The following is a 23,340-nucleotide window of genomic DNA, read 5'->3' on the forward strand; positions in this document are numbered from 1 at the left end:
GTTTTCTGCTACACAGGCTCCAAGAGGTTGTTTTAGAAATCGACAGCGAGGCTCAGGCAGAGCAAGAGTGGCGCACGCCCGTCACATTGTTCTAAACGTCATGCCAGCCCGCCATTTTTCAAGACAGCTTCGAAGGAGCAGTCATGAGTTATGTGATCGACCGACGTCTCAATGGCAAAAACAAGAGCACGGTAAACCGCCAGCGCTTCCTGCGGCGTTACCGTGACCACATCAAAAAAGCCGTCGAAGAGGCGGTCAGCCGCCGATCCATCACCGACATGGAGCACGGTGAACAGATCAGTATTCCCGGTCGCGATATCGACGAACCGGTACTTCATCATGGTCGCGGCGGCAAACAGACCGTCGTTCATCCCGGCAACAAGGAGTTCACCACGGGTGAGCATATCGCCCGCCCACAAGGAGGCGGTGGCGGTAAAGGCGCGGGCAAGGCCAGCAATTCAGGCGAAGGCATGGATGAGTTTGTCTTCCAGATTACTCAGGAAGAGTTTCTGGAGTTCATGTTCGAGGACCTTGAACTGCCCAACCTGGTCAAGCGTAACCTGATGGGCACCGACACCTTCAAAACCGTTCGCGCGGGGATCAGCAACGAGGGCAACCCTTCACGGATAAACATCATCCGTACCTTGCGTTCAGCCCATGCACGGCGGATTGCATTGTCAGGCAGCAGCCGCGCGAAACTGCGTGAAGCCGTTAGTGAACTGGAGCGCATGAAGCGCGAAGAACCCGACAATTTCGGCGATATTCAGGAGCTTGAGAGCGAAATTGAGCGACTCAACGCCCGTATTCGTCGAGTGCCCTACCTGGACACCTTCGACCTCAAGTACAACCTGCTGGTCAAGCAACCCAACCCCAGCTCCAAGGCGGTGATGTTCTGCCTGATGGACGTTTCCGGCTCCATGACCCAAGCAACCAAGGACATAGCCAAGCGTTTCTTTATCCTGCTGTACCTGTTCCTCAAGCGTAACTACGACAAAATTGAAGTCGTGTTCATTCGCCATCACACCAGCGCCCGCGAAGTCGACGAGGAGGAGTTTTTCTACTCCCGGGAAACCGGCGGCACCATCGTTTCCAGCGCGCTGAAACTGATGCAGGAGATCATGGCCGCGCGTTACCCGACCAACGAGTGGAACATTTACGCGGCACAGGCTTCGGACGGTGACAACTGGAACGATGACTCACCGATCTGCCGCGACATCTTGATCAAGCAGATCATGCCCTTCGTGCAGTACTACACTTACGTGGAAATCACCCCGCGCGAGCATCAAGCGCTGTGGTTTGAATACGAGCGTATCAGTGAAGCGTTCTCCGATACGTTTGCCCAGCAGCAGCTGGTCTCTGCCGGTGATATCTATCCGGTATTCCGTGAACTCTTCCAGCGCAGGTTAGTGACATGACCGCTAGAGAGCAGAAGCGCCAACCCCTGTCCACGGGTTCAGAGTGGACATTCGAGCTGATCCAGGCCTACGACCGGGAGATTGGTCGTATCGCCAAGCGTTATGCCCTGGATACCTATCCCAATCAGATCGAGGTAATCACCGCCGAGCAGATGATGGATGCCTACGCGTCTGTCGGCATGCCGCTGGGTTATCACCATTGGTCCTACGGCAAGCACTTCCTCAGCACCGAGAAATCCTACAGCCGTGGCCAGATGGGGCTGGCCTATGAAATCGTCATCAACTCCGATCCTTGCATCGCTTACCTGATGGAAGAGAACACCATCTGCATGCAGGCGCTGGTCGTGGCGCATGCCTGCTATGGGCATAACAGCTTCTTCAAGGGCAATTACCTGTTTCGCACCTGGACGGACGCCAGCTCGATCATCGATTACCTGGTGTTCGCCAAGCAGTACATCATGCAGTGTGAAGAGCGGCATGGTATCGACGCGGTAGAAGACTTGCTCGACTCCTGCCACGCACTGATGAACTACGGCGTTGACCGTTACAAACGCCCTTACCCTATTTCCGCCGAGGAAGAACGCCGTCGGCAGAAAGACCGTGAAGAACACCTGCAGAAGCAGATCAACGATCTGTGGCGGACCATTCCGAAAGGCGCGGACAAGAACAGCGACAAAGACAACGCTCGCTTCCCCTCCGAGCCACAGGAAAACATCCTGTACTTCATCGAGAAACATGCGCCACTGCTGGAGCCCTGGCAGCGGGAAGTGGTGCGGATCGTGCGCAAGATCGCGCAGTACTTCTATCCGCAACGTCAGACCCAGGTGATGAACGAAGGCTGGGCGACCTTTTGGCACTACACCTTGATGAACGATCTCTACGATGAAGGCCTGGTGACCGACGGCTTCATGATGGAGTTCCTGACATCACACACCAGCGTCATCTACCAGCCGGGCTTCGATAGCCCGTATTACAACGGTATCAACCCCTACACCTTGGGGTTCGCCATGTACCGGGATATCCGGCGGATTTGCGAGCACCCCACCGATGAAGACCGCCTCTGGTTCCCGGACATCGCTGGCAGCGATTGGCTGGCCACCATCAAGTTCGCCATGAGCAGCTTCAAGGATGAGAGTTTTATCCTGCAGTACCTGTCGCCCAAGGTGATTCGCGACCTGAAACTGTTCAGCATCATGGACGACGATCAAAAGGACGACCTGCTCGTTCCCGCCATCCATGACGAACCGGGGTACAAAACCATTCGGGAAACACTGGCCGCCCAGTACAACCTGGGCAACCGCGAACCGAACGTGCAGATTTTCAGCATCGACCGCCGCGGTGATCGCTCTCTGACCCTGCGCCATCAACAACACGACCGCAAACCGCTGGGAGACTCCACTGAGGAAGTGCTCAAACACCTGCACCGCTTGTGGGGCTTTGATATTCATCTTGAGACATTGCAGGGCGATCAGATCATGAAAACCCATCATGTCCCACCCAAAGGAGAGCATGCCGACAGTGAATATCCCCGGCTCGACTTGGCCGTCGTCCACCTATAAACGGTTGTAAGTGTTTTCTGTTTTAACCTCCTTGAGTGCGTCGCAAGGGTTATCCTGTCGCGCTTACGGAGGTTTTTTATGCAGATTTATAAAGTGGGCGGCGCAGTACGTGATCGCCTGTTGGGCAAGACCGTCGCCGATACCGACTGGGTCGTGGTGGGCGCAACCGCCGATGAAATGCTCAGCCAGGGTTTCCGCCCGGTCGGTGCGGATTTCCCGGTATTTCTGCACCCGAAAACAGGGGAGGAATATGCCCTTGCCCGAACGGAACGCAAGAGCGGCCCAGGCTATGGCGGGTTCATCTTCCATGCGGATCCCGAGGTCAGTCTCGAAGAAGATTTGATTCGTCGAGACCTCACGATCAATGCCATTGCGGAAGATGCGCAGGGTCGGTTGACTGATCCCTACCACGGCCAAGAAGATCTTAAATCCCGAATTTTACGCCATGTATCACCGGCGTTCGCCGAAGATCCTCTGCGCGTACTGCGTGTCGCCCGCTTCGCCGCACGCTATGCATCGGATGGTTTTACCATCGCGCCAGAGACGATGACGCTGATGCAGCAGCTCAGTGAATCCGGCGAACTGGAGGCTCTGACTCCCGAGCGCAGCTGGAAGGAAATCTCCCGCGCCCTGATGGAAAATCAGCCCCAGGTTTTCATCCAGGTCCTGCGCGAGTGCGGGGCACTGAAGGTGCTATTTCCGGAAGTCGATGCATTGTTCGGCGTACCGCAGCCCGCAGCCCACCATCCAGAAATCGACACGGGCCAGCACGTGCTCAGCGTCCTTGAGCAGGCCGCGATCCATCATCAGCCGCTGAGCGTGCGCTGGGCATGCCTGCTGCATGATTTGGGGAAAGGCCTGACACCGGAAAGCGAATGGCCCCGGCACATCGCTCACGAGCACACAGGCCTGCGCCTGATCAAAGCCGTGAATGCGCGCTTCAAGGTTCCTCGGGATTGTCAGGAGCTGGCAATGCTGGTCGGCCAGTACCACACCCATGGACACCGAGCGCTGGAGCTAAAAGCATCGACGCTGTTTGAGCTGATGCAAAGCTTCGACATTTACCGTCGACCACAACGTTTCGAGGAGTTTATCGCAGGGTGCGAGATGGATGCCCGAGGCCGCCTAGGCTTCGAGCAGCGCGATTACCCTCAGGCCGAGTATCTGCGAGGCGCCGCCAACGCTGCACGAGCCGTGGCTGTGCAGCCGTTGCGCGATCAGGGCTATGAAGGGCCCGAGCTGGGCGAAGCGTTGAAGCAGGAGCGTTTGAAGGCGGTGCAAGCTTACAAGGCAACGTATAGCGCTTGAGACCCGCGATGTCAGGGCCAGACCTGTGTATTACCAGGGATGCGTATTTAACAGGACCTCAGGCGTCAACGGCATCCCGCGCCACTCAAACGCTACTGGCGCCAGCACCTGATCAATCTGCGCGTCCCGCCACAAATCCTTGAAGGTTTTGCTCACACTGGGATGCAGCCGCTCTGGCGCTATCAGCGACAACGGCCAAAGCACGAAGGCATTTTTCAGGATTTCCGCGCGGGGCAGAATCAAGCCATCGAAATTACCGACCTGCTCGCCGTAGAGCAGCACGTCGATATCCAACGGCAAGCCCCGGCGCTCCGGAGCATAGCGACCGTTATCCGCCTCGATGAATTTCAAACGGCGGTCCAGCTCCATCAGCGGCAGGTCGGTATACCCCGTGACCACCAGATTGAAGAATGGCCCGCTTTTGATCCCCACCGGCTGACTTTCGAATACCGGTGAACAGGTCATTTGCTGCAAGAATCCATCAAGCGCTTCAAGCCCTGCGCTCAGGTGCTTTTCGCGCTCGATATTGCTGCCGAGGCCGAGGAATATCTGGGTTAGCGACATCCGCGCTCGATCTCCACGCCCACGCCAGTAGCCGCCGCAACGGCGCCTGGCTTGGTCAGTTTGAGGTGCAGCCAGGGAATCTGGAACTCACTCATCAACACCTCGGCCAGGCGCTCGGCAAACGTTTCGACCAACTGAAATTTGGCGTCTTCGGCAAATGCCTGAATTCGTGCCGAGACGCTAGCGTAGTCGAGCGCCTTGCTCAGATCATCGTCTGCCGCAGCGGGCCGATTGTCCCAGGCAAAACTCAGGTCCAGACGCAGGCACTGGCGAATGCCACGCTCCCAGTCATAGGCGCCGATAACCGTATCGACTTCCAGACCCTCGATAAAAACTCTGTCCAAGCACTTTTCTCCGCTGCACGACAAGGGCGCGATGCGCCGTTAGAATCAGGGCGTCCTCGCCCGGAATAGTTAGCATGTTTTGGTTACTGGCGACCCTCGCCTACCTGCTTGGCTCACTGTCCTTCGCCATTTTGCTTAGCCGCCTCACTGGCAGCCCCGACCCGCGCGCCAGCGGTTCCGGCAATGCTGGCGCAACCAATATGTTGCGTCTGGCGGGCAAAAAACTCGCCGTTCTAACCCTGATCGGCGACGTTTGTAAAAGTCTGCTCCCCGTCCTGGCTGCCAGACTGCTCGACCTTGATCCTCAACAGCAAGCCTGGATAGGCCTCTGTGCAGTCCTGGGGCATTTGTTTCCAGTGTACTTTCGCTTTCGTGGCGGCAAGGGTGTTGCCACAGCGGCAGGCATGCTGCTGGGCCTGTTCCCACCCGCCGCAGCGCTGGCTGTCTGCGCCTGGCTGCTGGTGTTCTACCTGACCCGCACCAGCTCACTCGCGGCGTTGATCGCCACCCCGCTGACCCTGCCATTACTGGCGTGGCAGGAGCCTCAAGCACTACTGCCGATGAGCATCCTCACCTTATTGATCGTGTGGCGCCATCGCAGCAATTTACGCGACCTGTTTGCCGGGCGCGAACGGCATTTTTGAATCACGGCCATGAGCCAGACTCAGGTTGACGCCGTTACAGCCCCGACAACTGCTCCATCGGCCAGCGGGCCTGCACACTGATGCTCAAATCCTCTTTCTGCCCCGCCAAAAGACGCTGACAACCGGCAAACGCAATCATCGCGCCGTTGTCGGTGCAGAACTCGGGCCGCGCATAAAAAACATTGCCATGCAGTTCGCCGAGCATTTTTTCCAGCGACAGGCGCAACGCTGTATTGGCACTGACGCCGCCAGCGATGACCAGACGCTTGAGGCCGGTCTGCTTGAGGGCGCGCTTGCACTTGATGGTCAAAGTCTCTACCACCGCATGCTGGAAGGCCAGAGAGATGTCGCAACGGGTTTGCTCACCGTCGTCTCCAGCGCTTTGGCACTGATGCCAGGTGTTCAAGGCGAAGGTTTTAAGGCCGCTGAAGCTGAACTCCAGGCCTGGCCGGTCGGTCATTGGCCGCGGAAAGACGAAACGCCCTGCCACGCCCCGGCTCGCGAGTCGCGCGATCTCAGGGCCGCCCGGATAATGCAGGCCCATCATCTTCGCAGTTTTGTCGAACGCCTCACCGGCGGCATCATCCAGCGTCTCGCCCAGCACTTGATAAAGACCGATGCCATCGACCCGAACCAGCTGCGTGTGGCCGCCGGAAACCAACAAAGCGACGAACGGGAACTCTGGCGGCTGCTCTTCGAGCATTGGCGCCAGGAGATGCCCTTCCATGTGATGCACGCCCAAGGCTGGAATGCCCCAGGCAAAGGCCAGCGCCTGAGCGCAGGAAGCGCCCACCAGCAACGCCCCGACCAAACCCGGACCCGCGGTGTACGCAATGGCGTCGATTTCGGTGGCGACACAGTCCGCTTCAGCCAGCACCTGGCGGATCAGCGGCAGCATACGCTTGACGTGGTCACGCGAAGCCAGCTCAGGTACAACCCCGCCGTACGCGCGATGCAGGTCGATCTGGCTGAACAATGCGTCGGCCAGCAGGCCGCGTTCACTGTCATAAAGTGCGACACCGGTTTCGTCGCAGGAGGTTTCTAATCCCAGTACTAGCATGGGTTTGCGCCTTATTCGAAGGCGCGCATAATAGTCGCCACTCCAGCCCCCGACTAGCGGTTTTCGATCAGAGGCTTTGCATTCCTCTCAATGAGGGGTTAACATCCGCAACCCTTAAAAACCGACGAACTTATGTGCAGTTTTTGCACGAGTCGTTGACCCCGGTAATGAATGAAGGTAGCTCTGGATGCCAGCCGTCAAAGTTAAAGAGAACGAACCCTTCGACGTAGCTCTGCGTCGTTTCAAGCGCTCCTGCGAAAAAGCCGGTGTTCTGGCTGAAGTTCGTAGCCGCGAATTTTACGAGAAGCCGACTTCGGAGCGTAAACGCAAAGCAGCAGCTGCTGTTAAGCGTCACGCGAAGAAAGTACAGCGCGAACAGCGCCGTGCCGTCCGTCTGTATTAATTTACAGACGTCCGTCGCAAGTTTCTGCCACGCCCGGCCTCAAAGCCGGGCTGCCGGCAGTTGCACATCAAGCCTCAAGATTCATTGACAGAGGCTGTCTAAGCCGCAGGTGCACGTCAACTGCGTCTCAGACAAATCCCGTCAAGGCACGTCTAGTCTGATTCAGGCTGCGTTGATCGCGTCTACACTGACGAACGAATCAAGGCACACGACGAGCACGCCTCGCTGATCTTCGAAAGAAGCTCAATCAAGGCAGCGTCTCCCCATGTCAGTTTAGTGAACACAATGGTCCGCAAAGGCCAATTGTAGTTACGTTTTAGTTTCGCCACGATTTTGCTGGCGGGCCGCCTGATGATGAGAACGCCATGGCCGGGCTAATTCCCCAGAGCTTTATTGACGACCTTCTGAACCGCACCGACATCGTCGATGTTGTCAGTTCACGTCTGCAATTGAAGAAAACCGGGAAGAATTACAGCGCCTGCTGCCCATTCCACAAAGAAAAAACCCCTTCGTTCAGCGTCAGCCCGGACAAACAGTTCTATTACTGCTTTGGTTGCGGCGCGGGCGGCAATGCCCTCGGTTTCATCATGGACCACGACAACCTGGATTTTCCCCAGGCCGTCGAGGAACTGGCCAAAGCCGCCGGCATGGAAGTCCCGCACGAACAGGGTGTCAAAGGTCAAAAGCCACGCCAGCCGACCGACTCACCGCTGTATCCGCTCCTGACGGCAGCCGCCGAGTTTTATCGTCAAGCCCTTAAAAGCCATCCGACGCGCAAATCCGCAGTGGACTACCTGAAAGGCCGCGGCCTGTCCGGCGAGATCGCGCGCGATTTCGGCCTGGGATTTGCTCCACCCGGCTGGGACAACCTGTACAAGCATTTGAGCAGTGACACACTGCAGCAGAAGGCCATGATCGACGCTGGCCTGCTGATTGAAAATGCCGAGACCGGCAAGCGCTATGACCGTTTCCGCGACCGCGTAATGTTCCCGATCCGCGACAGTCGTGGCCGGGTCATTGCGTTTGGCGGTCGAGTCTTGGGTGACGACAAACCCAAATACCTGAACTCACCGGAAACACCGGTATTTCACAAGGGACAGGAACTCTACGGCCTGTTCGAAGCGCGCAAGTACAACCGCAACCTCGATGAAATCATCGTGGTTGAAGGCTACATGGACGTCATCGCCCTCGCCCAACAAGGCTTGCGCAATGCCGTCGCCACGCTGGGAACGGCGACCAGCGAAGAGCACCTTAAGCGACTCTTCAGGGTAGTGCCCAACGTGCTGTTCTGCTTCGACGGTGACCAGGCAGGCCGCAATGCCGCCTGGCGCGCACTGGAAGCGGCACTGTCGAGCCTTCAGGATGGACGTCGCGCGCGCTTCCTGTTCCTGCCTGAAGGCGAAGACCCGGATACGCTGGTCCGCTCGGAAGGAACTGACGCATTCAAGGCGCGGATCAACCAGCATGCGCAGCCGCTGGCCGATTATTTCTTTGAGCAACTGACTAAAGAAGCCGACCCGCGCTCGCTGGAGGGAAAGGCCCACATGGCGACCCTGGCCGCACCGCTGATCGACAAGGTACCGGGCGCCAATTTACGTACGCTCATGCGTCAGCGCTTGAGTGAAATTACCGGCCTCAACAGTGAAGCCGTTCATCAGTTGGTGCAGAGCGCACCCGCAGAAGCGCCACCCAGTTATGACCCGAACATAGATTACGACGCCATTCCCGACTACGCTGATTATCAGCCTCACAATGCCTACGAAGCACAGCCGGAATGGACGCCAAAGAAAGCCGGCGGTCAAAAGAAGTGGGATAAAAAGCCCTGGGACAAGAAAGGCAAACGGCCTGACTTCGAGCCTCGCGGCCCACGCACACCTGCGACGGTGGAACCACCGACACTGACCGCGCTCAGAACACTTCTGCACCACCCGCAACTGGCAGCGAAAGTCGAAGATGCCAGCCAACTGGCCGCAGAAGACCATATTTACGCGCAGCTACTGGTTTCTCTGCTTGAAGCACTGCAGAAAAACCCCACATTGCGTTCACTTCAACTGATTGCGCGCTGGCATGGCACCGAACAAGGCCGATTGTTACGCGCATTAGCAGAGAAAGAATGGCTGATTGAGGCCGACAACCTTGAACAACAGTTTTTCGACACTATAACTAGCTTATCCGCCCGCCAACGCGAGCGTAGCCTGGAACATCTGATCAGGAAAGAACGTCAAACAGGGTTGAGTGCGGAAGAGAAAGTCCAGCTGCTCAACCTGTTAAAACGCAAAGTTCCTGCACAAACCCCGACCTCAACTGGCGCGTGAGGTCATAGCTCGGGTATAATCCTCGGCTTGTTTTTTGCCCGCCAAGACCTTCAGTGGATAGGGTGTTATGTCCGGAAAAGCGCAACAGCAGTCTCGTATCAAAGAGTTGATCACCCTGGGTCGTGAGCAGAAGTATCTGACTTACGCAGAGGTCAACGACCACCTGCCGGAGGATATTTCAGATCCGGAACAGGTGGAAGACATCATCCGCATGATTAATGACATGGGGATTCCCGTACACGAGAGCGCGCCGGATGCGGACGCCCTTATGTTGGCCGACGCCGATACCGACGAGGCAGCCGCTGAAGAAGCGGCCGCAGCGTTGGCAGCGGTCGAGACCGACATCGGTCGCACGACTGACCCAGTGCGCATGTACATGCGCGAAATGGGTACCGTTGAGCTTCTGACCCGTGAAGGCGAAATTGAAATCGCCAAACGTATCGAAGAGGGCATCCGTGAGGTGATGGGCGCAATCGCGCACTTCCCTGGCACGGTTGACCATATTCTCTCCGAATACACACGAGTCACGACCGAAGGTGGGCGTCTTTCCGATGTTCTGAGCGGTTACATCGACCCGGATGACGGCATTGCGCCGCCAGCCGAAGTGCCGCCGCCTGTCGACCCGAAAACAGCGAAAGCTGCCGAAGGTGATGACGAAGAGGAAGAGAAGGACGAAACCGCAACCGACGACGAAGAAGAAGTCGAAAGCGGTCCGGATCCTATCGTTGCTCAGCAGCGCTTCGGTGCAGTTTCCGATCAAATGGAAATTGCCCGCAAGGCATTGAAAAAGCACGGCCGTGGCAGCAAGCAGGCAACCGCCGAGCTGATTGCACTGGCACTGCTGTTCATGCCGATCAAACTGGTTCCTAAACAGTTTGAAGGCCTGGTCGAGCGGGTTCGTAGTGCACTTGATCGCTTGCGCGCTCAGGAACGCGCCATCATGCAGCTGTGTGTACGTGATGCACGTATGCCACGCGCCGATTTCCTTCGCCTGTTCCCTGGCCATGAAGTCGACGAGAGCTGGACCGATGCGCTGGCTAAAGGCAAAGGCAAATATGCGGAAGCCATTGGTCGCCTGCAACCGGATATCCAGCGTTGCCAGCAAAAGCTGATCGCACTCGAAACCGAAACAGGTTTGAAGATTTCCGAGATCAAGGACATCAACCGTCGCATGTCGATCGGTGAGGCCAAAGCCCGCCGCGCGAAGAAAGAGATGGTTGAAGCCAACTTGCGTCTGGTGATCTCCATCGCCAAGAAGTACACCAACCGTGGCCTGCAGTTCCTCGATCTGATCCAGGAAGGCAACATCGGCTTGATGAAAGCGGTGGACAAGTTCGAATATCGTCGTGGTTACAAATTCTCGACTTATGCCACCTGGTGGATCCGTCAAGCGATTACCCGCTCGATTGCCGACCAGGCACGCACCATCCGTATTCCGGTGCACATGATCGAGACGATCAACAAACTCAACCGTATTTCCCGGCAGATGCTGCAGGAAATGGGTCGCGAACCGACCCCGGAAGAGCTGGGCGAACGCATGGAAATGCCTGAGGACAAAATCCGCAAGGTATTGAAGATCGCTAAAGAGCCGATCTCCATGGAAACCCCGATCGGTGACGACGAAGATTCGCACTTGGGTGACTTCATCGAAGACTCGACTATGCAGTCGCCAATCGATGTCGCCACGGTCGAAAGCCTCAAGGAAGCGACGCGCGAAGTGCTCTCGGGCTTGACCGCTCGCGAAGCCAAGGTTCTGCGCATGCGCTTCGGCATCGACATGAATACTGACCATACGCTGGAAGAGGTCGGTAAGCAGTTTGACGTAACCCGCGAGCGGATTCGTCAGATCGAAGCCAAGGCGCTACGCAAGTTGCGTCACCCGACGAGAAGCGAACACCTGCGTTCGTTCCTCGACGAGTAATACGTAGACCCGATACAACAAAACCCCCGGCCTTGCTGGGGGTTTTGCATTGTGCAGAATTAAGTTTGCCCACCTCCTGCGGCGCCCGGCTACACTCGGATTACACCCTTTTGCCTAATTGAGGCTGCCATGCCACGACTGTCGGCCATTATTTTCTTTTACATGATCGGCGTAACAGCAACGGCCAATGCCTTGACCCTTTCGGATGAAGAACATACCTGGCTTAGTTCGCACAAAGAACTTCGCCTGGGCGTTGATGCCACATGGCCACCTTTTGAATTTCGCGATGAAAACGGGCGTTATCAAGGGCTTGCGGCGGACTACGTCGCACTCATAGAGCAGCGGCTCGCCGTCTCATTGCAACCGATCAAGCCGGTCGGGTGGAATGAAGTATTAAACAAAGCCAAACGAGGTGAAATAGATTTACTGCCAGGAATAATGTCCACACCGGAGCGCCAGAACTATCTATCGTTTACCCGCCCTTACCTGGATTTCCCGATTGTTATTCTTGCCCATGAAGGCAGCGTACACCCGCACAACCTGCAAGAGCTTTATGGCCTTAAAGTTGCCGTCGTCGATAACTATGCGCCTCACGAACTCCTGCGCACCCATCATCCCGATCTAAACCTGGTCGCGCTGCCCGACGTCGGCTCAGCCCTGCAGGCCTTGGCCGCGGACCAGGTAGATGCCGTCGTGAGCGATCTGGCGTCCAGCGTCTGGAGCATGCGTCAACTCAAGCTTGGGGGTATCTACGTAAGCGGTGAGACACCGTATCGCTATCAACTGGCGATGGCCGTTCCGCATGATCAACCCCTGTTGGCCGGTATCCTGGATAAAGCTCTGGCCGACCTGAGTCCATCAGAAATCAGCAGCATTCAGGAGCGTTGGGTGGGCAGCGTGCTTGATCACCCCAGGTTCTGGCAGAACTTCCTGCGCTACGGGCTTCCCGGGCTGTTGTTGCTGTCAACCGTGCTCATCGTGGTCATTCGCATCAATCGCAGACTGAGCTCGGAAATATCGCGGCGAGTGAATCTGGAACAAGAGCTACGCAGTAGCGAATACCACTATCGCGGGCTGGTCGAGAGCCTCTCGGCCGTCGCCTGGGAAGCAAGCATGAGCGATTACACCTACAGCTATGTCTCCCCCCACGCGGAAGAACTGCTCGGCTACCCACTGGCCGATTGGCTCAAGCCCGGGTTCTGGCGGAGCATCGTGCACCCGGCAGACATCGAAGAGGCCGAGCGGTTTTGCAATCAGGAGACCTGTTTACGCAGGGACCACAACCTCGACTATCGCGTCATCAGAGCCGACGGCAAGACCCTCTGGGTACGGAATATTGTCAGCTTGATCGAGCATGGCCACGAACCCGTAATGCGCGGCCTGATGATCGACATCAGCGAAACCAAGCAAACCGAAACCGCTCTACGCCTCTCTGAAGAGAAGTTCGCCTCGGTGTTCAGGCAATGCCCGGACATCCTGGTGATCGCCCGCCTGTCCGACGGCTGCCTGCTCGAGGCCAACAAAGCGTTTGAAGAACAAGTCGGTATCACTGCCGGGGAGGTCATCGGCAAAACTGCAACCCAGCTCAATATCTGGGGCGTGCCCGGCATTGGTCCAAGCCTGCTGATGCGCCTGCAGGGCGGCAGTATCCGCAATCTGGAAATGCCCTTTCGCCGCCTGGACGGACGTCTGTTCACCGGTCTGATATCCGCCGAGCCATTTGACCTCGACTCGACACCGGCTCTCGTGGTCGTAGTACGCGACATCAGTCCACTCAAAGAAGCGCAACAACAACTGCAAATATCCGAGGAGAAATTCGCCAAAGCTTTCCACTCTTCGCCCGATGGCTTGCTCATCACCCGCCAAAGCGATGGCCTGCTGATTGAAGTCAATGAAGGCTTCAGCCGGATCACCGGCTACAACAGCGCACTGTCTTTGGATCGCTCGACCCTTGATCTGGGGATTTGGGTCGATCTGAACGAGCGCGCTCAAATGATCGAACAGCTCAATCGCGACGGTTTCGTTCGCGATTTCAGCAGCCATATTCGCCGTAGGGATGGTCAGGTCAGGCTGTGTGAAGTGTCCGCGAGGCCATTGCCGATCGGCGGTGAAGACTGCCTTCTGACTATCGCCCGCGACATCACCGAACGCCATCAAATGCAGGAGAAACTGCAACTCGCCGCCACCGTATTCGAGAGCACGGCCGAGGGCGTATTGATCACCGACATCCAACAGAACATCAGCGCCGTAAACCGCGCGTTCACTGAAATCACCGGTTACAGCGAAGAGGAGGCCATCGGCCAGACCCCACGCCTGCTCGCGTCAGGCCAGCATGACAGCGCCTTCTATGCCGCCATGTGGTACCAGCTGACGGACGAAGGGCATTGGCAGGGTGAAATCAGCAATCGGCGCAAGAACGGCGAGCTTTATCCAAGCTGGCTGACGATTAGCGCAGTGCGTAACCCCGAGCAGATCATCACCCATTTTGTCGCGGTGTTCGCCGATATTTCCAGCCTCAAACATGCACAGGCACGCCTCGATTATCAGGCTCACCACGACCCCCTGACCGGCCTGCCAAACCGCACGTTGTTCGAGAGTCGCCTGCAAGCAGCGCTCAGCCATAGCGAGGAAGTCTGTGGCCAGGGCGCGGTGCTTTTCCTCGACCTGGACCGCTTCAAACACATCAACGACAGCCTTGGGCACCCGGTGGGTGATCTGCTGCTCAAAGGCATCGCGTTGCGCCTCAAAGAGCAACTGCGCGACGTGGACACCGTCGCACGCCTGGGAGGCGATGAGTTCATCATCCTGCTGCCCGGCCTCCTGCATCCCGGCGACGCCGAAACCGTCGCGAACAAACTACTGGCGTGCTTCGGCGCGCCGTTCCAGGCAGGCGAACACGAGTTTTTTATCAGCGCGAGCATCGGCACCAGCCTCTTCCCAGCAGACGGCAGCGATGTCGCCACACTGGTCAAGAATGCCGACGCCGCGATGTACCGCTCCAAAGCCAAAGGGCGCAACCGGGTCGAAAGTTATACCCGCGACCTCACCGCACAAGCCAGCGAGCGAATTGCGCTGGAACATGAGCTCAGGCGCGCCATGGAGCGCAACGAACTGAGCCTTAGCTATCAGCCGAAACTGTGCCTGCTATCAAAGCGGCTGGTGGGCGCTGAAGCCCTGATTCGCTGGCGTCATCCAACACTTGGCGACGTGCCCCCGGAGCACTTTATCCCCCTTGCCGAAGAAAACGGCATGATCTTGCAGATCGGCGACTGGGTTCTGGAAAGCGCCTGCCGCCAGATGTGTGAGTGGAACAAAAGCTACAAACCGTTCGGACCGCTCTCGGTTAACCTGGCCGGCATGCAGCTGCGCCAACCCAACCTGCTGCAACGCATCGAGCAACTGCTCAAAGAGTTCGATCTCCAGCCCGGCTGCCTGCAACTGGAAATCACCGAAAACTTCATCATGAGCCAAGCCGAAGACGCACTCGCCGTGCTGCACAAACTGAAAAAGCTCGGCGTCCAGCTCGCCATCGACGACTTTGGCACCGGCTACTCATCCCTCAGCTACCTCAAACGCCTGCCACTGGACATCCTGAAGATCGACCAATCATTCGTCCGCGGCCTACCCGACGACCCTCACGACGCCGCCATCGTCCGCGCCATCATCGCCCTGGGACGCAGCATGCAACTGACCGTCATCGCCGAAGGCGTAGAAACCCTGGAGCAGCAGGAATTCCTTGCACAGGAAGGCTGCGAACAAATCCAGGGCTTCATCGTCAGCCTGCCCCTGCGCGCCGAAGAATTCTGTACGAGGTTTCTTCTTATGAACGTTTCGGATTTTTCGGATAGCACAGCAGGGAAACCATCGTTATAATCCGCGACCTACTGAGGGCCTATAGCTCAGTTGGTTAGAGCAGGGGACTCATAATCCCTTGGTCGTAGGTTCGAGTCCTACTGGGCCCACCATACAAAAAGCCGCGCATTGCGCGGCTTTTGTGTTTTTGGACACCATTGGGCTTGGCCCAGGATCGATCCCTGCCACGCCTCATTGCAGGCCTTTCTACTTGGGGTCGAAATGTGATGTCTTGCTGGCCTCCAGGCCTGACCAAAGTTCGTCGATGCCTTTGAAGCCCCAATCTTCAACTTTCTCGCGACTGATAATTCTGTACTCCACCGCCCGCTTGGCCAGATCCACTATGGTTTGCTCAATGGGCATTCTGGATCGAGCCGAAAAGAACACCTTCACTTTCGGCGTCAGCAGCGACTTGTCATGCTGCTCAATGACCACACCGATGCGTCCGCTTTCCAGGCGAACCAAGGTGCCGACCGGATAGATGCCGATGCATTTGACAAATGCCTGGAATATTTTCTTGTCGAAATGGCCGCTCCATTCGGCCATTTTTCGAATTGAGTCCGCAGGGCACCAGCCTTTTTTATACGGGCGATCAGACGTTATCGCGTCATAGACATCACAGACGGCTCCCATCCGGGCAAACAGACTGATCTGTTCACCCTCTAGCCGATGCGGGTAACCGCTACCATCGTATTTTTCATGATGGTGAAGACACACATCCAGTACTAGAGAACTGAAGTGTCGACTCCCCTGCAACATCTCCGTGCCCGCCTCGGGGTGGCCGCGCATGGTATCGAACTCGGTATCACTGAGTTTGCCTGGCTTATTGAGAATGCCAGTAGGGATGGCCAACTTGCCCACGTCATGCAGCAAACCCGCCATGCCCGCTTCCTTGACCTGGTCAACCGAAAAACCCAGCTGGCGGGCTAAAGCGATCATCAACCCACAGACAGCGACCGAATGCATGTACGTGTATTCGTCGGACTGTTTCAAGCGCGCCACACTGATCAGCGCATGAGAATTACGCAGTAACGAGTTGGATATGTCCTCAACCAGTCCGCCTATGCCTTCCAGCTCGACAGCACGGCCCATGCGCAAATCACTGAACATCTCGACAACGGCTGCCTTGGAGCGAGAACACAGCTTCAGCGCCTGTGATATTTCCTCCTGCATGGAGACTTGAGGCAGCGTAAAGCCATCTGTTACCTGCGCAGGCGTTTGAGTCGCTGTATCGCTTGTCTCAGATACTTGAGCCGCGCCTGTGTCGCTCCCCTTGTCCGTATCAATCCACAACTCGGAGAGATTGGATGCGAGAATCCGCTGCAATTCGCTTTCACTTTTGAGCAGAAAGCTGGGTTTCCAGAAAGAGTGGTCTACCCATGAGCCGCAGAACTTATGAATGTACATCCCGAGGCAGAGCTCGGTAACTGCAATACGTCTAAGCACGATGAACACCGGCCTGTAATGAAACGTGGGCACTGCCGATCTAGGAATGTCAATTAAGCCGGTCCCTGAAAGGTCCCCGGTCATCCGTTTAAACAGTAAATCTCGACACCAGTCTGTTCAGGTCTGCCGCGAGCCTGGAAAGCTCACCACTGGCCACCGATGTCTGGCTGGCCGCCGATGAACTCTGGATGGAGAGGTTGCGAATACTGATGAGGTTCTGATCCACTGATCGCGCCACGTGAGCCTGTTCTTCCGAGGCTGTCGCGATCAACAGGTTCCGTTCATTAATATCGGAAATGGCCGCCGCTATTTCCGATATGGCAACCCCGGCTTCATGGGCAATCGAAAGCGTGGCCGTCGCGTCTCCGCTGCTTTGTTTCATCGATTGCACCGCTTTATACGACCCGGCCTGTATGACCTGGATCATTTGCTCGATCTCGTGGGTAGACGCTTGAGTACGGTGCGCAAGCGCCCTGACTTCATCGGCGACGACAGCAAATCCACGGCCTTGCTCGCCCGCACGTGCAGCCTCAATGGCGGCATTCAATGCCAGCAGGTTGGTTTGCTCCGCGATTGAACGAATGACATCAAGTACCTTGGCAATGTCCTGAGCCTGCCGGGCCAGATCTTCCACTTCAGTACTGGTTTGATCGACACTCGAATTGAGCTTCTCAATCGAGCCAATGGTCTGACTAACTCTTTCCTGCCCGGTTTTAGCCGAGCGCTCGGACGCCTGCGTCGAGTGCGATGCCGAAACGGCATTGCGCGCGACCTCCTCCACGGCGGCTGTCATTTCATTAACAGCGGTCGCCGCTTGCTCGGTTTCCATACTTTGTTGCTGGATGCCGGCGGTCGACTCCTTCGTGACCGCGCTCATCTCTTCTGCGGCGGAGGCCAGTTGGCTGGAGGAGTCAGAGATATGCTGGATCGTAGTTTTAAGACTTAGAAGCATCGCCGCCGTCGCAGTTTGAAGGTCCGTCAGTTCATCTGAACCCGTGACCTCTACGGTGGCCCTCAGGTCCCCTGCGGCGACTTGCTTAGTGGCACCCAGCAGCGCCAGAACAGGCACAGTAATGCTGCGAGTAAACGCAACCGCCACCAGGACCGTGATAATAACCGCGACAACGACAAACATGATGGTCAGCGTCAATCCACTGTCAAAACTTTCACGTGCACTTTGGCCCGACAGCTCAGCGCCGTCTTCATTCAGACGGATCAAGTCCTCAACTGAGGACTGCAACGCTTTTGCCGAAGGACTGGTGATGTCGCGGATGAACACTGTAAGTTCAGCAACAGGCTTCGTTTTACTGAGTTCCATGAGTTCGTCAATTTTGGCTTCGTATGCCGCGACGTTGCGGCTGACTTGTTTATATTTATCCCCTTCTTTGGGACTGGAAACAAGCGGAGCATACGCGTCGGAAAGCTGTGTCAACGTCGCTTTCAACGCGTTCAACTTTTCTCGTGAACTGGCACTTTGGCGGTCGTCATCCATAACGAAACGCCGTGCATCAAGACGATAAAGCAGCCCGGCAGCTTCGATCCTTGAGGCCTGGCGCACACTGGGTAACCAGTCGGTTTGAAGATCAAGCGCTGATGTATTAATGGCGTTCATTTTATAGAGTTCTGTGCCACCAAGCCCTACCAGGAGGAGACAGATAATGCCAAAACTGAGGAGTGCTCTTGTAGTCAGTCTGATATTTCTTAGCGTCATGATAAGTACCTTATTGTTGTTAGGTGACGCACTTACACGGTAATTCCACCGTGACATCGTTGATGTGAATATTGTGTCAAACACAGCCCATCAAAGTTTAAACTGACTCACGATTTGTCCTAGCCGCCTGGCATCTTCACCGGCAGCCTTTCCGCGGGCCAGTGTGCTTTCAGACAGCTTGGCAGTCCGCCCCGCCACGTCGGCCACATTACTGATGCGTTGGTTGATTTCGTCACTGACTGTCGATTGTTCGCGTGCGGCCTCGGCGATCTGCAAACTCATCTCCGAAACGGATGCCACCAGCGTGCTGATACTGATTAGAGCTTGCCCCGCTGACTCAACCTGCGCGACACCTTTTTCGGCATATCCACAACTGTCTTCCATGACCTTTACTGCTTGCCTCGACGTATTTTGCAGCCGCTCTATCATGCCTTGAATTTCTTGGGTTGAAGCCTGCGTTCGACTCGCCAGCGTCCGCACCTCATCGGCGACCACAGCAAAACCGCGCCCTTGTTCGCCCGCACGCGCAGCTTCAATGGCGGCGTTGAGCGCCAGTAGGTTGGTCTGTTCGGCAATAGTGCGGATAACCTCCAGAACCCCACCAATGGATCGCGAGTGCGTTTCCAGGGCTTGAATGACCTCGGCAGCTCCCCGCACCTCATGGGCCAACGTGTGGATGTCAGCAATTGTCTGGTTGATCACACCAATTGCCACCTGCGCTTGGCGGTCGGCATCGCCAGTTTGTGCGGAGCTGGCCTTGGCATTGGATGCAACCCCTTGAACAGTGGCGGCCATCTGATTGACAGCCGTGGCCACCTGTTCAATTTCGACGCGCAATACTTCAGCGCTTTGCTCGGCAGCCTGTGCGTCATCGACCAGTTGGTTAGAGGAGTGACCCAAGGTATTACCGACTTCAGCCACGGTCGATATTTGCAGACGCAGCCCAACCACAAACTTATTGAAGTCAGCGACCACTTCACCGATTTCGTCGTCATTGTCCTGATGTAAGGTATGGCTAAGGTCGCCTGTTCCTGCACTCAAATCCCGCAATGAACGCGACAAGTGATTTAGCGGTGGCAGCACGCGGCGACTGATCAGCCATAGCGTGCCAAGCATCAACACCAACACCAGTGCCCAGGCCAACAAATTGTTAACTTTAAGAGACCCTCGCACTGTGTCGGTTATGCTCAGGTTGGCTCTGTAGTTTTCAGCCAAGGGTCCGTGAAGGGCCGCAAAGCTGCGGATAACCTCATCCGAATGCCTGTCAAACGCCTCCATTACTTTATCGCCAGCGACTTTGCCTGAAACGCTGTACGCCTGAAACATTTGTTCGCCGACGTTATCAAGCCGCTCCATCGGCTCTCGCGCAGCCTCCAGTTCGCGACTCAGTTCCGGAACCAGACGTTTCAGCTCAATCAGCTTCTCGAGAGCCTGCTGGAAATGCTGGTGGCCTTCGCTGGCCGCTTCTCGGTCGCCGGTCAAACTGGCGTCGGTATAGAACTGCTGCACCTGCGCCGTGTGATAACGCAGTTCTTGCGCGCCTTCCTGAGCCTCGCTGAGTTTCTCCAGTTGGCTGCCCAAATCGTCTAGCCGATTGACTTGGTAGGACGTCCACAATGAGAGACCCAGCGCGACAAGGATGAGTACGGTCGCGCTACCGAGCATCAAGCGTGCGATGTTGAACTTCAAAACATTAATCCTTCGTGCAAGTAGAGGTGGAATGACAACGCCAAGCCTGCAAAGAGTGTCATATTATTTAAATACTCAAGCCCGCTTATATTGAAACAAACGTGCACTACGTCGTACGAATAAAAAGTAGCCGTGAAGAAAGTGCCCATTTTCTTTTTTCTGCTCCGCCTGCAGCAAAGCTATACAAAAACAAAAACTTGTACAAGTGCTGCACAGAAACAAATGACACATTTCGTAACTGATTAGGCAGCTAAGGACAGCGCAAGAAGCCGACGCTACTGCCGGACCTGACTCATTCACGCCATGAAAGCCGCGCATTGCGCGGCTTTCTGCGTTTCAGAGGGTTCACAGTGACGGCCTTGCCATCTAGCACCTACCCCCCTATTGAGTCACCCTGACGCGCCCGATCATTTGTGGATGCAAGACGCAGAAGTACTCAAATGTGCCGGGTATCAAGAACGTGTAGGAAAAAGAGTCCCCGGTATCCAGTGCCCCTGATCGGAACACCTTATTCACTTCAGCGACCGTGTGGGGCACCTGATCATCATTCACCCAGGTCACTTTTGTGCCAACCGCAACCGTTAGCTCCTTCGGCGAATACATGAACTCTTTTATGTCGATTTGTATGTCTTGCGCCCACGTTGATGCCGAGGTCAACAAACCGCTCAGGGCAAGTATCTGCGCATATTTTTTCATAGGGATACGTTCATTAAACAAGCGTTGAGTTGATCAATGCCAACGGGTGATCGCCTTGTGTCGCCTTGACGTCGGTGATCCCCAGATAATTACGCAACTGATCCGCAGGCACGGTCATAGGACCGGGGGCGGGGGCAGTGCCTGGAGCCGGTTGAGGGTATGACGTAGAGCGCGCAGTGTGGAACGTGATGTTTCCCTCGACCTTCTGAATGACTTGATGAATGTGGCCATTGAGGACCGTCACCGAGCCATATTTTCGAAGCATTGCGATCGCCTGATCACCGTCTTCGGTTCCCCACCCCCAAGGCTGATAGATAGTCCACAGGGGGATGTGTGTGAACACAACGACAGGCGTGCTGGTTGCTACCGCGCGTAAATCATCTGCCAACCATTGCAACTGATCAGCACCAAGAGTCGCTTCACGACCTGGCTGAAAATCAAAGACATTCACCAGGCCAATGAAATGCACACCATGGTCATCGAAGCTGTACCACCCGTTGCCTTTTGTGCCTTTGCCATAGCGAGCCAGATACGCTTTGCCACCACCTTCATCAAGCGTGTCGTGCTCGCCCGGTACATAGTGCACAGTCGACGGCAAGCGCTTCAGCACCTGATCGGCGGTGTCGAACTCTTCCTCTTTAGAGAGATGGGTAATATCACCTGTGTGCAAAATGAGTGAGGGCTTTTTCGGCAGGGCGACGACCTTGTCGATTGCCAGTTGTAATGTTTTGAGCGGCTCGGGGTTCGCTTCTTTGTTGAACCCGATATGCGTGTCGCTAATCTGTACAAAGTGAAAATCACTGGCCAGTCCCCCTCCGTTCAATACCGTCCCGGCATCATCCAATGCAAATGCACGCGGAATGCCACCGCTCATCACCCATAGCACCCCCGCGCCCGCCCACGCCGAGCATTTCAAGAGTTCTCTTCGGCTAAGACCGTGGCGTTCATCGGTCACGTCTTCAGGTGTGTTCGGACCCGTTTTCATAAAGACTCCTCAAGAAGGTGTGGTTTGTAGTGAACAGGCTGTCAGGGTCTATAACTAGCGAAGGGGCATCTTTATTCCACGATCAAAAATATTGCGGCATGAGGGAATAAAACCGGCCGAATGAGAGTTGATAACGAGATGAGACCGAGCCACGCAGCCGATATGAAGCGTTTTGATGAGCTGTTAGCCCCCCACATGGACGCGGCTTACAACCTCGCCCGGTGGCTCACCGCCAACGAAAGTGCTGCACATGATGTTGTGCAGGAAAGCGCTTTAAAGGCGTTTAAATTCCTTCATCGCTTTGAAGACGGGAATGCCAAGGCGTGGCTACTGACCATTGTCCGCAATGAAAGCTATAACTGGCTCAAGGCCTCGGCAGGCCACCGATGGGTCGCGATAGGTGAAGGCATATCAGAAGATGATCTGGCGCTCAGTCATGCGCTGACGCCGGAGATTGATGCCATACGCGCGGAAGATGTCGTGCTCCTTCAGCAGGCGCTAAAGACCTTGCCTCCGGTGTTCCGTGAGGTGATTGTTTTAAAGGCATTGGAAGACATGCCTTATAGGGATATTGCGAAAGTGACTGACGTACCGCTGGGAACGGTCATGTCGAGGTTGGCACGTGCGCGAGCCATGCTCAAAACTGAATTTATGAAGTTGTACCGCCATGAATGATGATATGAACTGTGGTCTGTGCCATACGCTGATGCACAGCTATCTGGACAATGAGCTGGAAACGCCAGTGCAGGAACGGCTTACCGAGCATCTGGTGGGCTGCTCCGAATGCACGCGGCGGCTTGGTGAAATGAAACGACTGACAAGCGCCGTAAAGGCACACGCCCCCTACTATAGAGCGCCCGTGTCGCTTATCGAAAGCATACGCTCCAGCCTTCAATCGCCGCTCTCTTCCAAGACAAATGCGTGGAAGATGATATGCAACTGGGGCGCCCCCGTTTTGTCGGCCGCAGTATTTTCGGCCGCACTATTCCTCTATGCACAAACCCCGTCCAGTGACGACATCTGGGCGGATGAAGCCGTCTCAAGCCATGTACGCTCACTCATGGGCGAGCATTTAATGGATATCGCTTCCTTCGACAAACACACCGTCAAACCCTGGTTTACTGGCAAGCTTGATTTTTCACCGCCCGTGTATGACTTCTCCGCCCAGGGATTCCCTCTCCTTGGTGGACGCTTGGACTATCTGCAGCATCAGACCGCAGCCGCACTCTCATACCGCCATGACAAACACATCATCAACACATTTGTTGTCCCGACGACACAAGCAGACAGTGGACTGCAAAGCCAATCAAAACGTGGCTATAACATAGTGTCCTGGCGCCAAAACCACATGCGTTTCATCATCGTCTCCGATCTGGACAAACAACAACTGGAAGTCTTGGGCCAACTGACTCGAAAGGGCCTGTAGGT

At 56.0% G+C, this 23,340-nt stretch carries 18 protein-coding genes and 1 tRNA gene; 11 read left to right on the plus strand and 8 right to left on the minus strand.

Going from position 1 to position 23,340, the window contains the following annotated elements; genetic code table 11:
- Window positions 1-143 precede the first annotated feature (143 nt).
- The 3 genes from QN399_RS11445 (at window position 144) to QN399_RS11455 (ending at window position 4,282) form a co-directional block, all read left to right on the plus strand.
- Window positions 144-1,415, plus strand: coding sequence for a YeaH/YhbH family protein (locus QN399_RS11445; RefSeq protein ID WP_322182485.1), 1,272 nt, complete (start codon window positions 144-146; stop codon window positions 1,413-1,415).
- Complete coding sequence (locus tag QN399_RS11450; RefSeq protein WP_330200949.1) at window positions 1,412-2,974, plus strand: SpoVR family protein; 1,563 nt, start codon at window positions 1,412-1,414, stop codon at window positions 2,972-2,974. The genes QN399_RS11445 and QN399_RS11450 overlap by 4 nt, the downstream gene beginning before the upstream one ends.
- A gap of 78 nt (window positions 2,975-3,052) precedes the next feature.
- A complete protein-coding gene (locus QN399_RS11455) occupies window positions 3,053-4,282 on the plus strand; it encodes a multifunctional CCA addition/repair protein (protein WP_330200950.1) in 1,230 nt (409 codons plus the stop codon).
- Between the two features lie 30 nt (window positions 4,283-4,312).
- Here the strand turns inward: QN399_RS11455 and folK are convergent, their stop codons facing one another.
- Window positions 4,313-4,846 (minus strand): 2-amino-4-hydroxy-6-hydroxymethyldihydropteridine diphosphokinase, encoded by a 534-nt coding sequence (gene folK / locus QN399_RS11460; protein ID WP_330200951.1) that lies wholly within the window; start codon window positions 4,844-4,846, stop codon window positions 4,313-4,315.
- Window positions 4,837-5,190 carry a dihydroneopterin aldolase gene (gene folB / locus QN399_RS11465; RefSeq protein ID WP_322182494.1) on the minus strand — a complete coding sequence of 118 codons (354 nt, stop codon included), beginning with the start codon at window positions 5,188-5,190 and terminating at the stop codon, window positions 4,837-4,839. Before folB ends, folK begins: the two co-directional genes overlap by 10 nt.
- 74 nt (window positions 5,191-5,264) lie before the next feature.
- Between folB and plsY the strand changes: the two genes are divergently transcribed.
- Complete coding sequence (gene plsY, locus QN399_RS11470) at window positions 5,265-5,834, plus strand: glycerol-3-phosphate 1-O-acyltransferase PlsY (protein WP_322182496.1); 570 nt, start codon at window positions 5,265-5,267, stop codon at window positions 5,832-5,834.
- A 34-nt stretch (window positions 5,835-5,868) separates the two neighbouring features.
- On the opposite strand, the gene tsaD is transcribed toward plsY, so the two are convergent.
- Window positions 5,869-6,894: a tRNA (adenosine(37)-N6)-threonylcarbamoyltransferase complex transferase subunit TsaD gene (tsaD, locus tag QN399_RS11475; RefSeq protein ID WP_322182498.1), complete on the minus strand. Its 1,026-nt coding sequence runs from the start codon at window positions 6,892-6,894 to the stop codon at window positions 5,869-5,871.
- 187 nt (window positions 6,895-7,081) lie between these two features.
- Between tsaD and rpsU the strand changes: the two genes are divergently transcribed.
- The 5 genes from rpsU (at window position 7,082) to QN399_RS11500 (ending at window position 15,498) form a co-directional block, all read left to right on the plus strand.
- The gene (gene rpsU / locus QN399_RS11480) at window positions 7,082-7,297 is read left to right on the plus strand and encodes a 30S ribosomal protein S21 (RefSeq protein ID WP_002551877.1); all 216 of its coding nucleotides are present in this window, start codon (window positions 7,082-7,084) and stop codon (window positions 7,295-7,297) included.
- Between the two features lie 365 nt (window positions 7,298-7,662).
- Window positions 7,663-9,612 (plus strand): DNA primase, encoded by a 1,950-nt coding sequence (gene dnaG / locus QN399_RS11485; RefSeq protein ID WP_322218289.1) that lies wholly within the window; start codon window positions 7,663-7,665, stop codon window positions 9,610-9,612.
- A 67-nt stretch (window positions 9,613-9,679) separates the two neighbouring features.
- Window positions 9,680-11,533: an RNA polymerase sigma factor RpoD gene (rpoD, locus tag QN399_RS11490; RefSeq protein ID WP_322218292.1), complete on the plus strand. Its 1,854-nt coding sequence runs from the start codon at window positions 9,680-9,682 to the stop codon at window positions 11,531-11,533.
- Between the two features lie 129 nt (window positions 11,534-11,662).
- On the plus strand, window positions 11,663-15,406 hold the full coding sequence (locus tag QN399_RS11495) for an EAL domain-containing protein (protein WP_330200952.1): 3,744 nt from the start codon (window positions 11,663-11,665) through the stop codon (window positions 15,404-15,406).
- Between the two features lie 15 nt (window positions 15,407-15,421).
- Window positions 15,422-15,498 (plus strand) — tRNA-Ile (locus tag QN399_RS11500).
- A gap of 94 nt (window positions 15,499-15,592) precedes the next feature.
- Here QN399_RS11500 and QN399_RS11505 read toward each other — a convergent pair.
- The 5 genes from QN399_RS11505 to QN399_RS11525 form a co-directional block, all read right to left on the minus strand.
- Window positions 15,593-16,831, minus strand: a complete 1,239-nt coding sequence (locus QN399_RS11505) for an HD-GYP domain-containing protein (RefSeq protein ID WP_330200984.1) — start codon at window positions 16,829-16,831, stop codon at window positions 15,593-15,595.
- Window positions 16,832-16,919: 88 nt separating this feature from the next.
- Complete coding sequence (locus QN399_RS11510) at window positions 16,920-18,542, minus strand: methyl-accepting chemotaxis protein (protein WP_330200953.1); 1,623 nt, start codon at window positions 18,540-18,542, stop codon at window positions 16,920-16,922.
- A 90-nt stretch (window positions 18,543-18,632) separates the two neighbouring features.
- A complete protein-coding gene (locus QN399_RS11515; RefSeq protein ID WP_322182545.1) occupies window positions 18,633-20,231 on the minus strand; it encodes a methyl-accepting chemotaxis protein in 1,599 nt (532 codons plus the stop codon).
- 381 nt (window positions 20,232-20,612) lie between these two features.
- Window positions 20,613-20,927, minus strand: a complete 315-nt coding sequence (locus QN399_RS11520; RefSeq protein ID WP_330200954.1) for a cupredoxin family copper-binding protein — start codon at window positions 20,925-20,927, stop codon at window positions 20,613-20,615.
- 13 nt (window positions 20,928-20,940) lie between these two features.
- Window positions 20,941-21,912 carry a metallophosphoesterase gene (locus QN399_RS11525; protein WP_323569092.1) on the minus strand — a complete coding sequence of 324 codons (972 nt, stop codon included), beginning with the start codon at window positions 21,910-21,912 and terminating at the stop codon, window positions 20,941-20,943.
- 162 nt (window positions 21,913-22,074) lie between these two features.
- On the opposite strand from QN399_RS11525, the gene QN399_RS11530 reads away from it, so the two are divergent.
- Together QN399_RS11530 and QN399_RS11535 are read left to right on the plus strand one after the other, a co-directional pair.
- Window positions 22,075-22,587 (plus strand): sigma-70 family RNA polymerase sigma factor, encoded by a 513-nt coding sequence (locus QN399_RS11530; RefSeq protein ID WP_330200955.1) that lies wholly within the window; start codon window positions 22,075-22,077, stop codon window positions 22,585-22,587.
- Window positions 22,580-23,338: an anti-sigma factor gene (locus QN399_RS11535; RefSeq protein WP_330200956.1), complete on the plus strand. Its 759-nt coding sequence runs from the start codon at window positions 22,580-22,582 to the stop codon at window positions 23,336-23,338. The genes QN399_RS11530 and QN399_RS11535 overlap by 8 nt, the downstream gene beginning before the upstream one ends.
- Window positions 23,339-23,340 lie beyond the last annotated feature (2 nt).

Source organism: Pseudomonas sp. 10C3 (assembly GCF_036346185.1).
GTDB lineage: Bacteria > Pseudomonadota > Gammaproteobacteria > Pseudomonadales > Pseudomonadaceae > Aquipseudomonas.

What these genes read in the sequence shown, in the direction of transcription:
- QN399_RS11445 (WP_322182485.1), top strand. Translation starts at nt 144, where the DNA reads ATGAGTTATGTGATCGACCGACGTCTCAATGGCAAAAACAAGAGCACG.
- QN399_RS11450 (WP_330200949.1), top strand. Translation starts at nt 1,412, where the DNA reads ATGACCGCTAGAGAGCAGAAGCGCCAACCCCTGTCCACGGGTTCAGAG.
- QN399_RS11455 (WP_330200950.1), top strand. Translation starts at nt 3,053, where the DNA reads ATGCAGATTTATAAAGTGGGCGGCGCAGTACGTGATCGCCTGTTGGGC.
- folK (WP_330200951.1), bottom strand. Translation starts at nt 4,846, where the DNA reads ATGTCGCTAACCCAGATATTCCTCGGCCTCGGCAGCAATATCGAGCGC.
- plsY (WP_322182496.1), top strand. Translation starts at nt 5,265, where the DNA reads ATGTTTTGGTTACTGGCGACCCTCGCCTACCTGCTTGGCTCACTGTCC.
- tsaD (WP_322182498.1), bottom strand. Translation starts at nt 6,894, where the DNA reads ATGCTAGTACTGGGATTAGAAACCTCCTGCGACGAAACCGGTGTCGCA.
- rpsU (WP_002551877.1), top strand. Translation starts at nt 7,082, where the DNA reads ATGCCAGCCGTCAAAGTTAAAGAGAACGAACCCTTCGACGTAGCTCTG.
- dnaG (WP_322218289.1), top strand. Translation starts at nt 7,663, where the DNA reads ATGGCCGGGCTAATTCCCCAGAGCTTTATTGACGACCTTCTGAACCGC.
- rpoD (WP_322218292.1), top strand. Translation starts at nt 9,680, where the DNA reads ATGTCCGGAAAAGCGCAACAGCAGTCTCGTATCAAAGAGTTGATCACC.
- QN399_RS11495 (WP_330200952.1), top strand. Translation starts at nt 11,663, where the DNA reads ATGCCACGACTGTCGGCCATTATTTTCTTTTACATGATCGGCGTAACA.
- QN399_RS11510 (WP_330200953.1), bottom strand. Translation starts at nt 18,542, where the DNA reads ATGACGCTAAGAAATATCAGACTGACTACAAGAGCACTCCTCAGTTTT.
- QN399_RS11520 (WP_330200954.1), bottom strand. Translation starts at nt 20,927, where the DNA reads ATGAAAAAATATGCGCAGATACTTGCCCTGAGCGGTTTGTTGACCTCG.
- QN399_RS11525 (WP_323569092.1), bottom strand. Translation starts at nt 21,912, where the DNA reads ATGAAAACGGGTCCGAACACACCTGAAGACGTGACCGATGAACGCCAC.
- QN399_RS11530 (WP_330200955.1), top strand. Translation starts at nt 22,075, where the DNA reads ATGAAGCGTTTTGATGAGCTGTTAGCCCCCCACATGGACGCGGCTTAC.
- QN399_RS11535 (WP_330200956.1), top strand. Translation starts at nt 22,580, where the DNA reads ATGAATGATGATATGAACTGTGGTCTGTGCCATACGCTGATGCACAGC.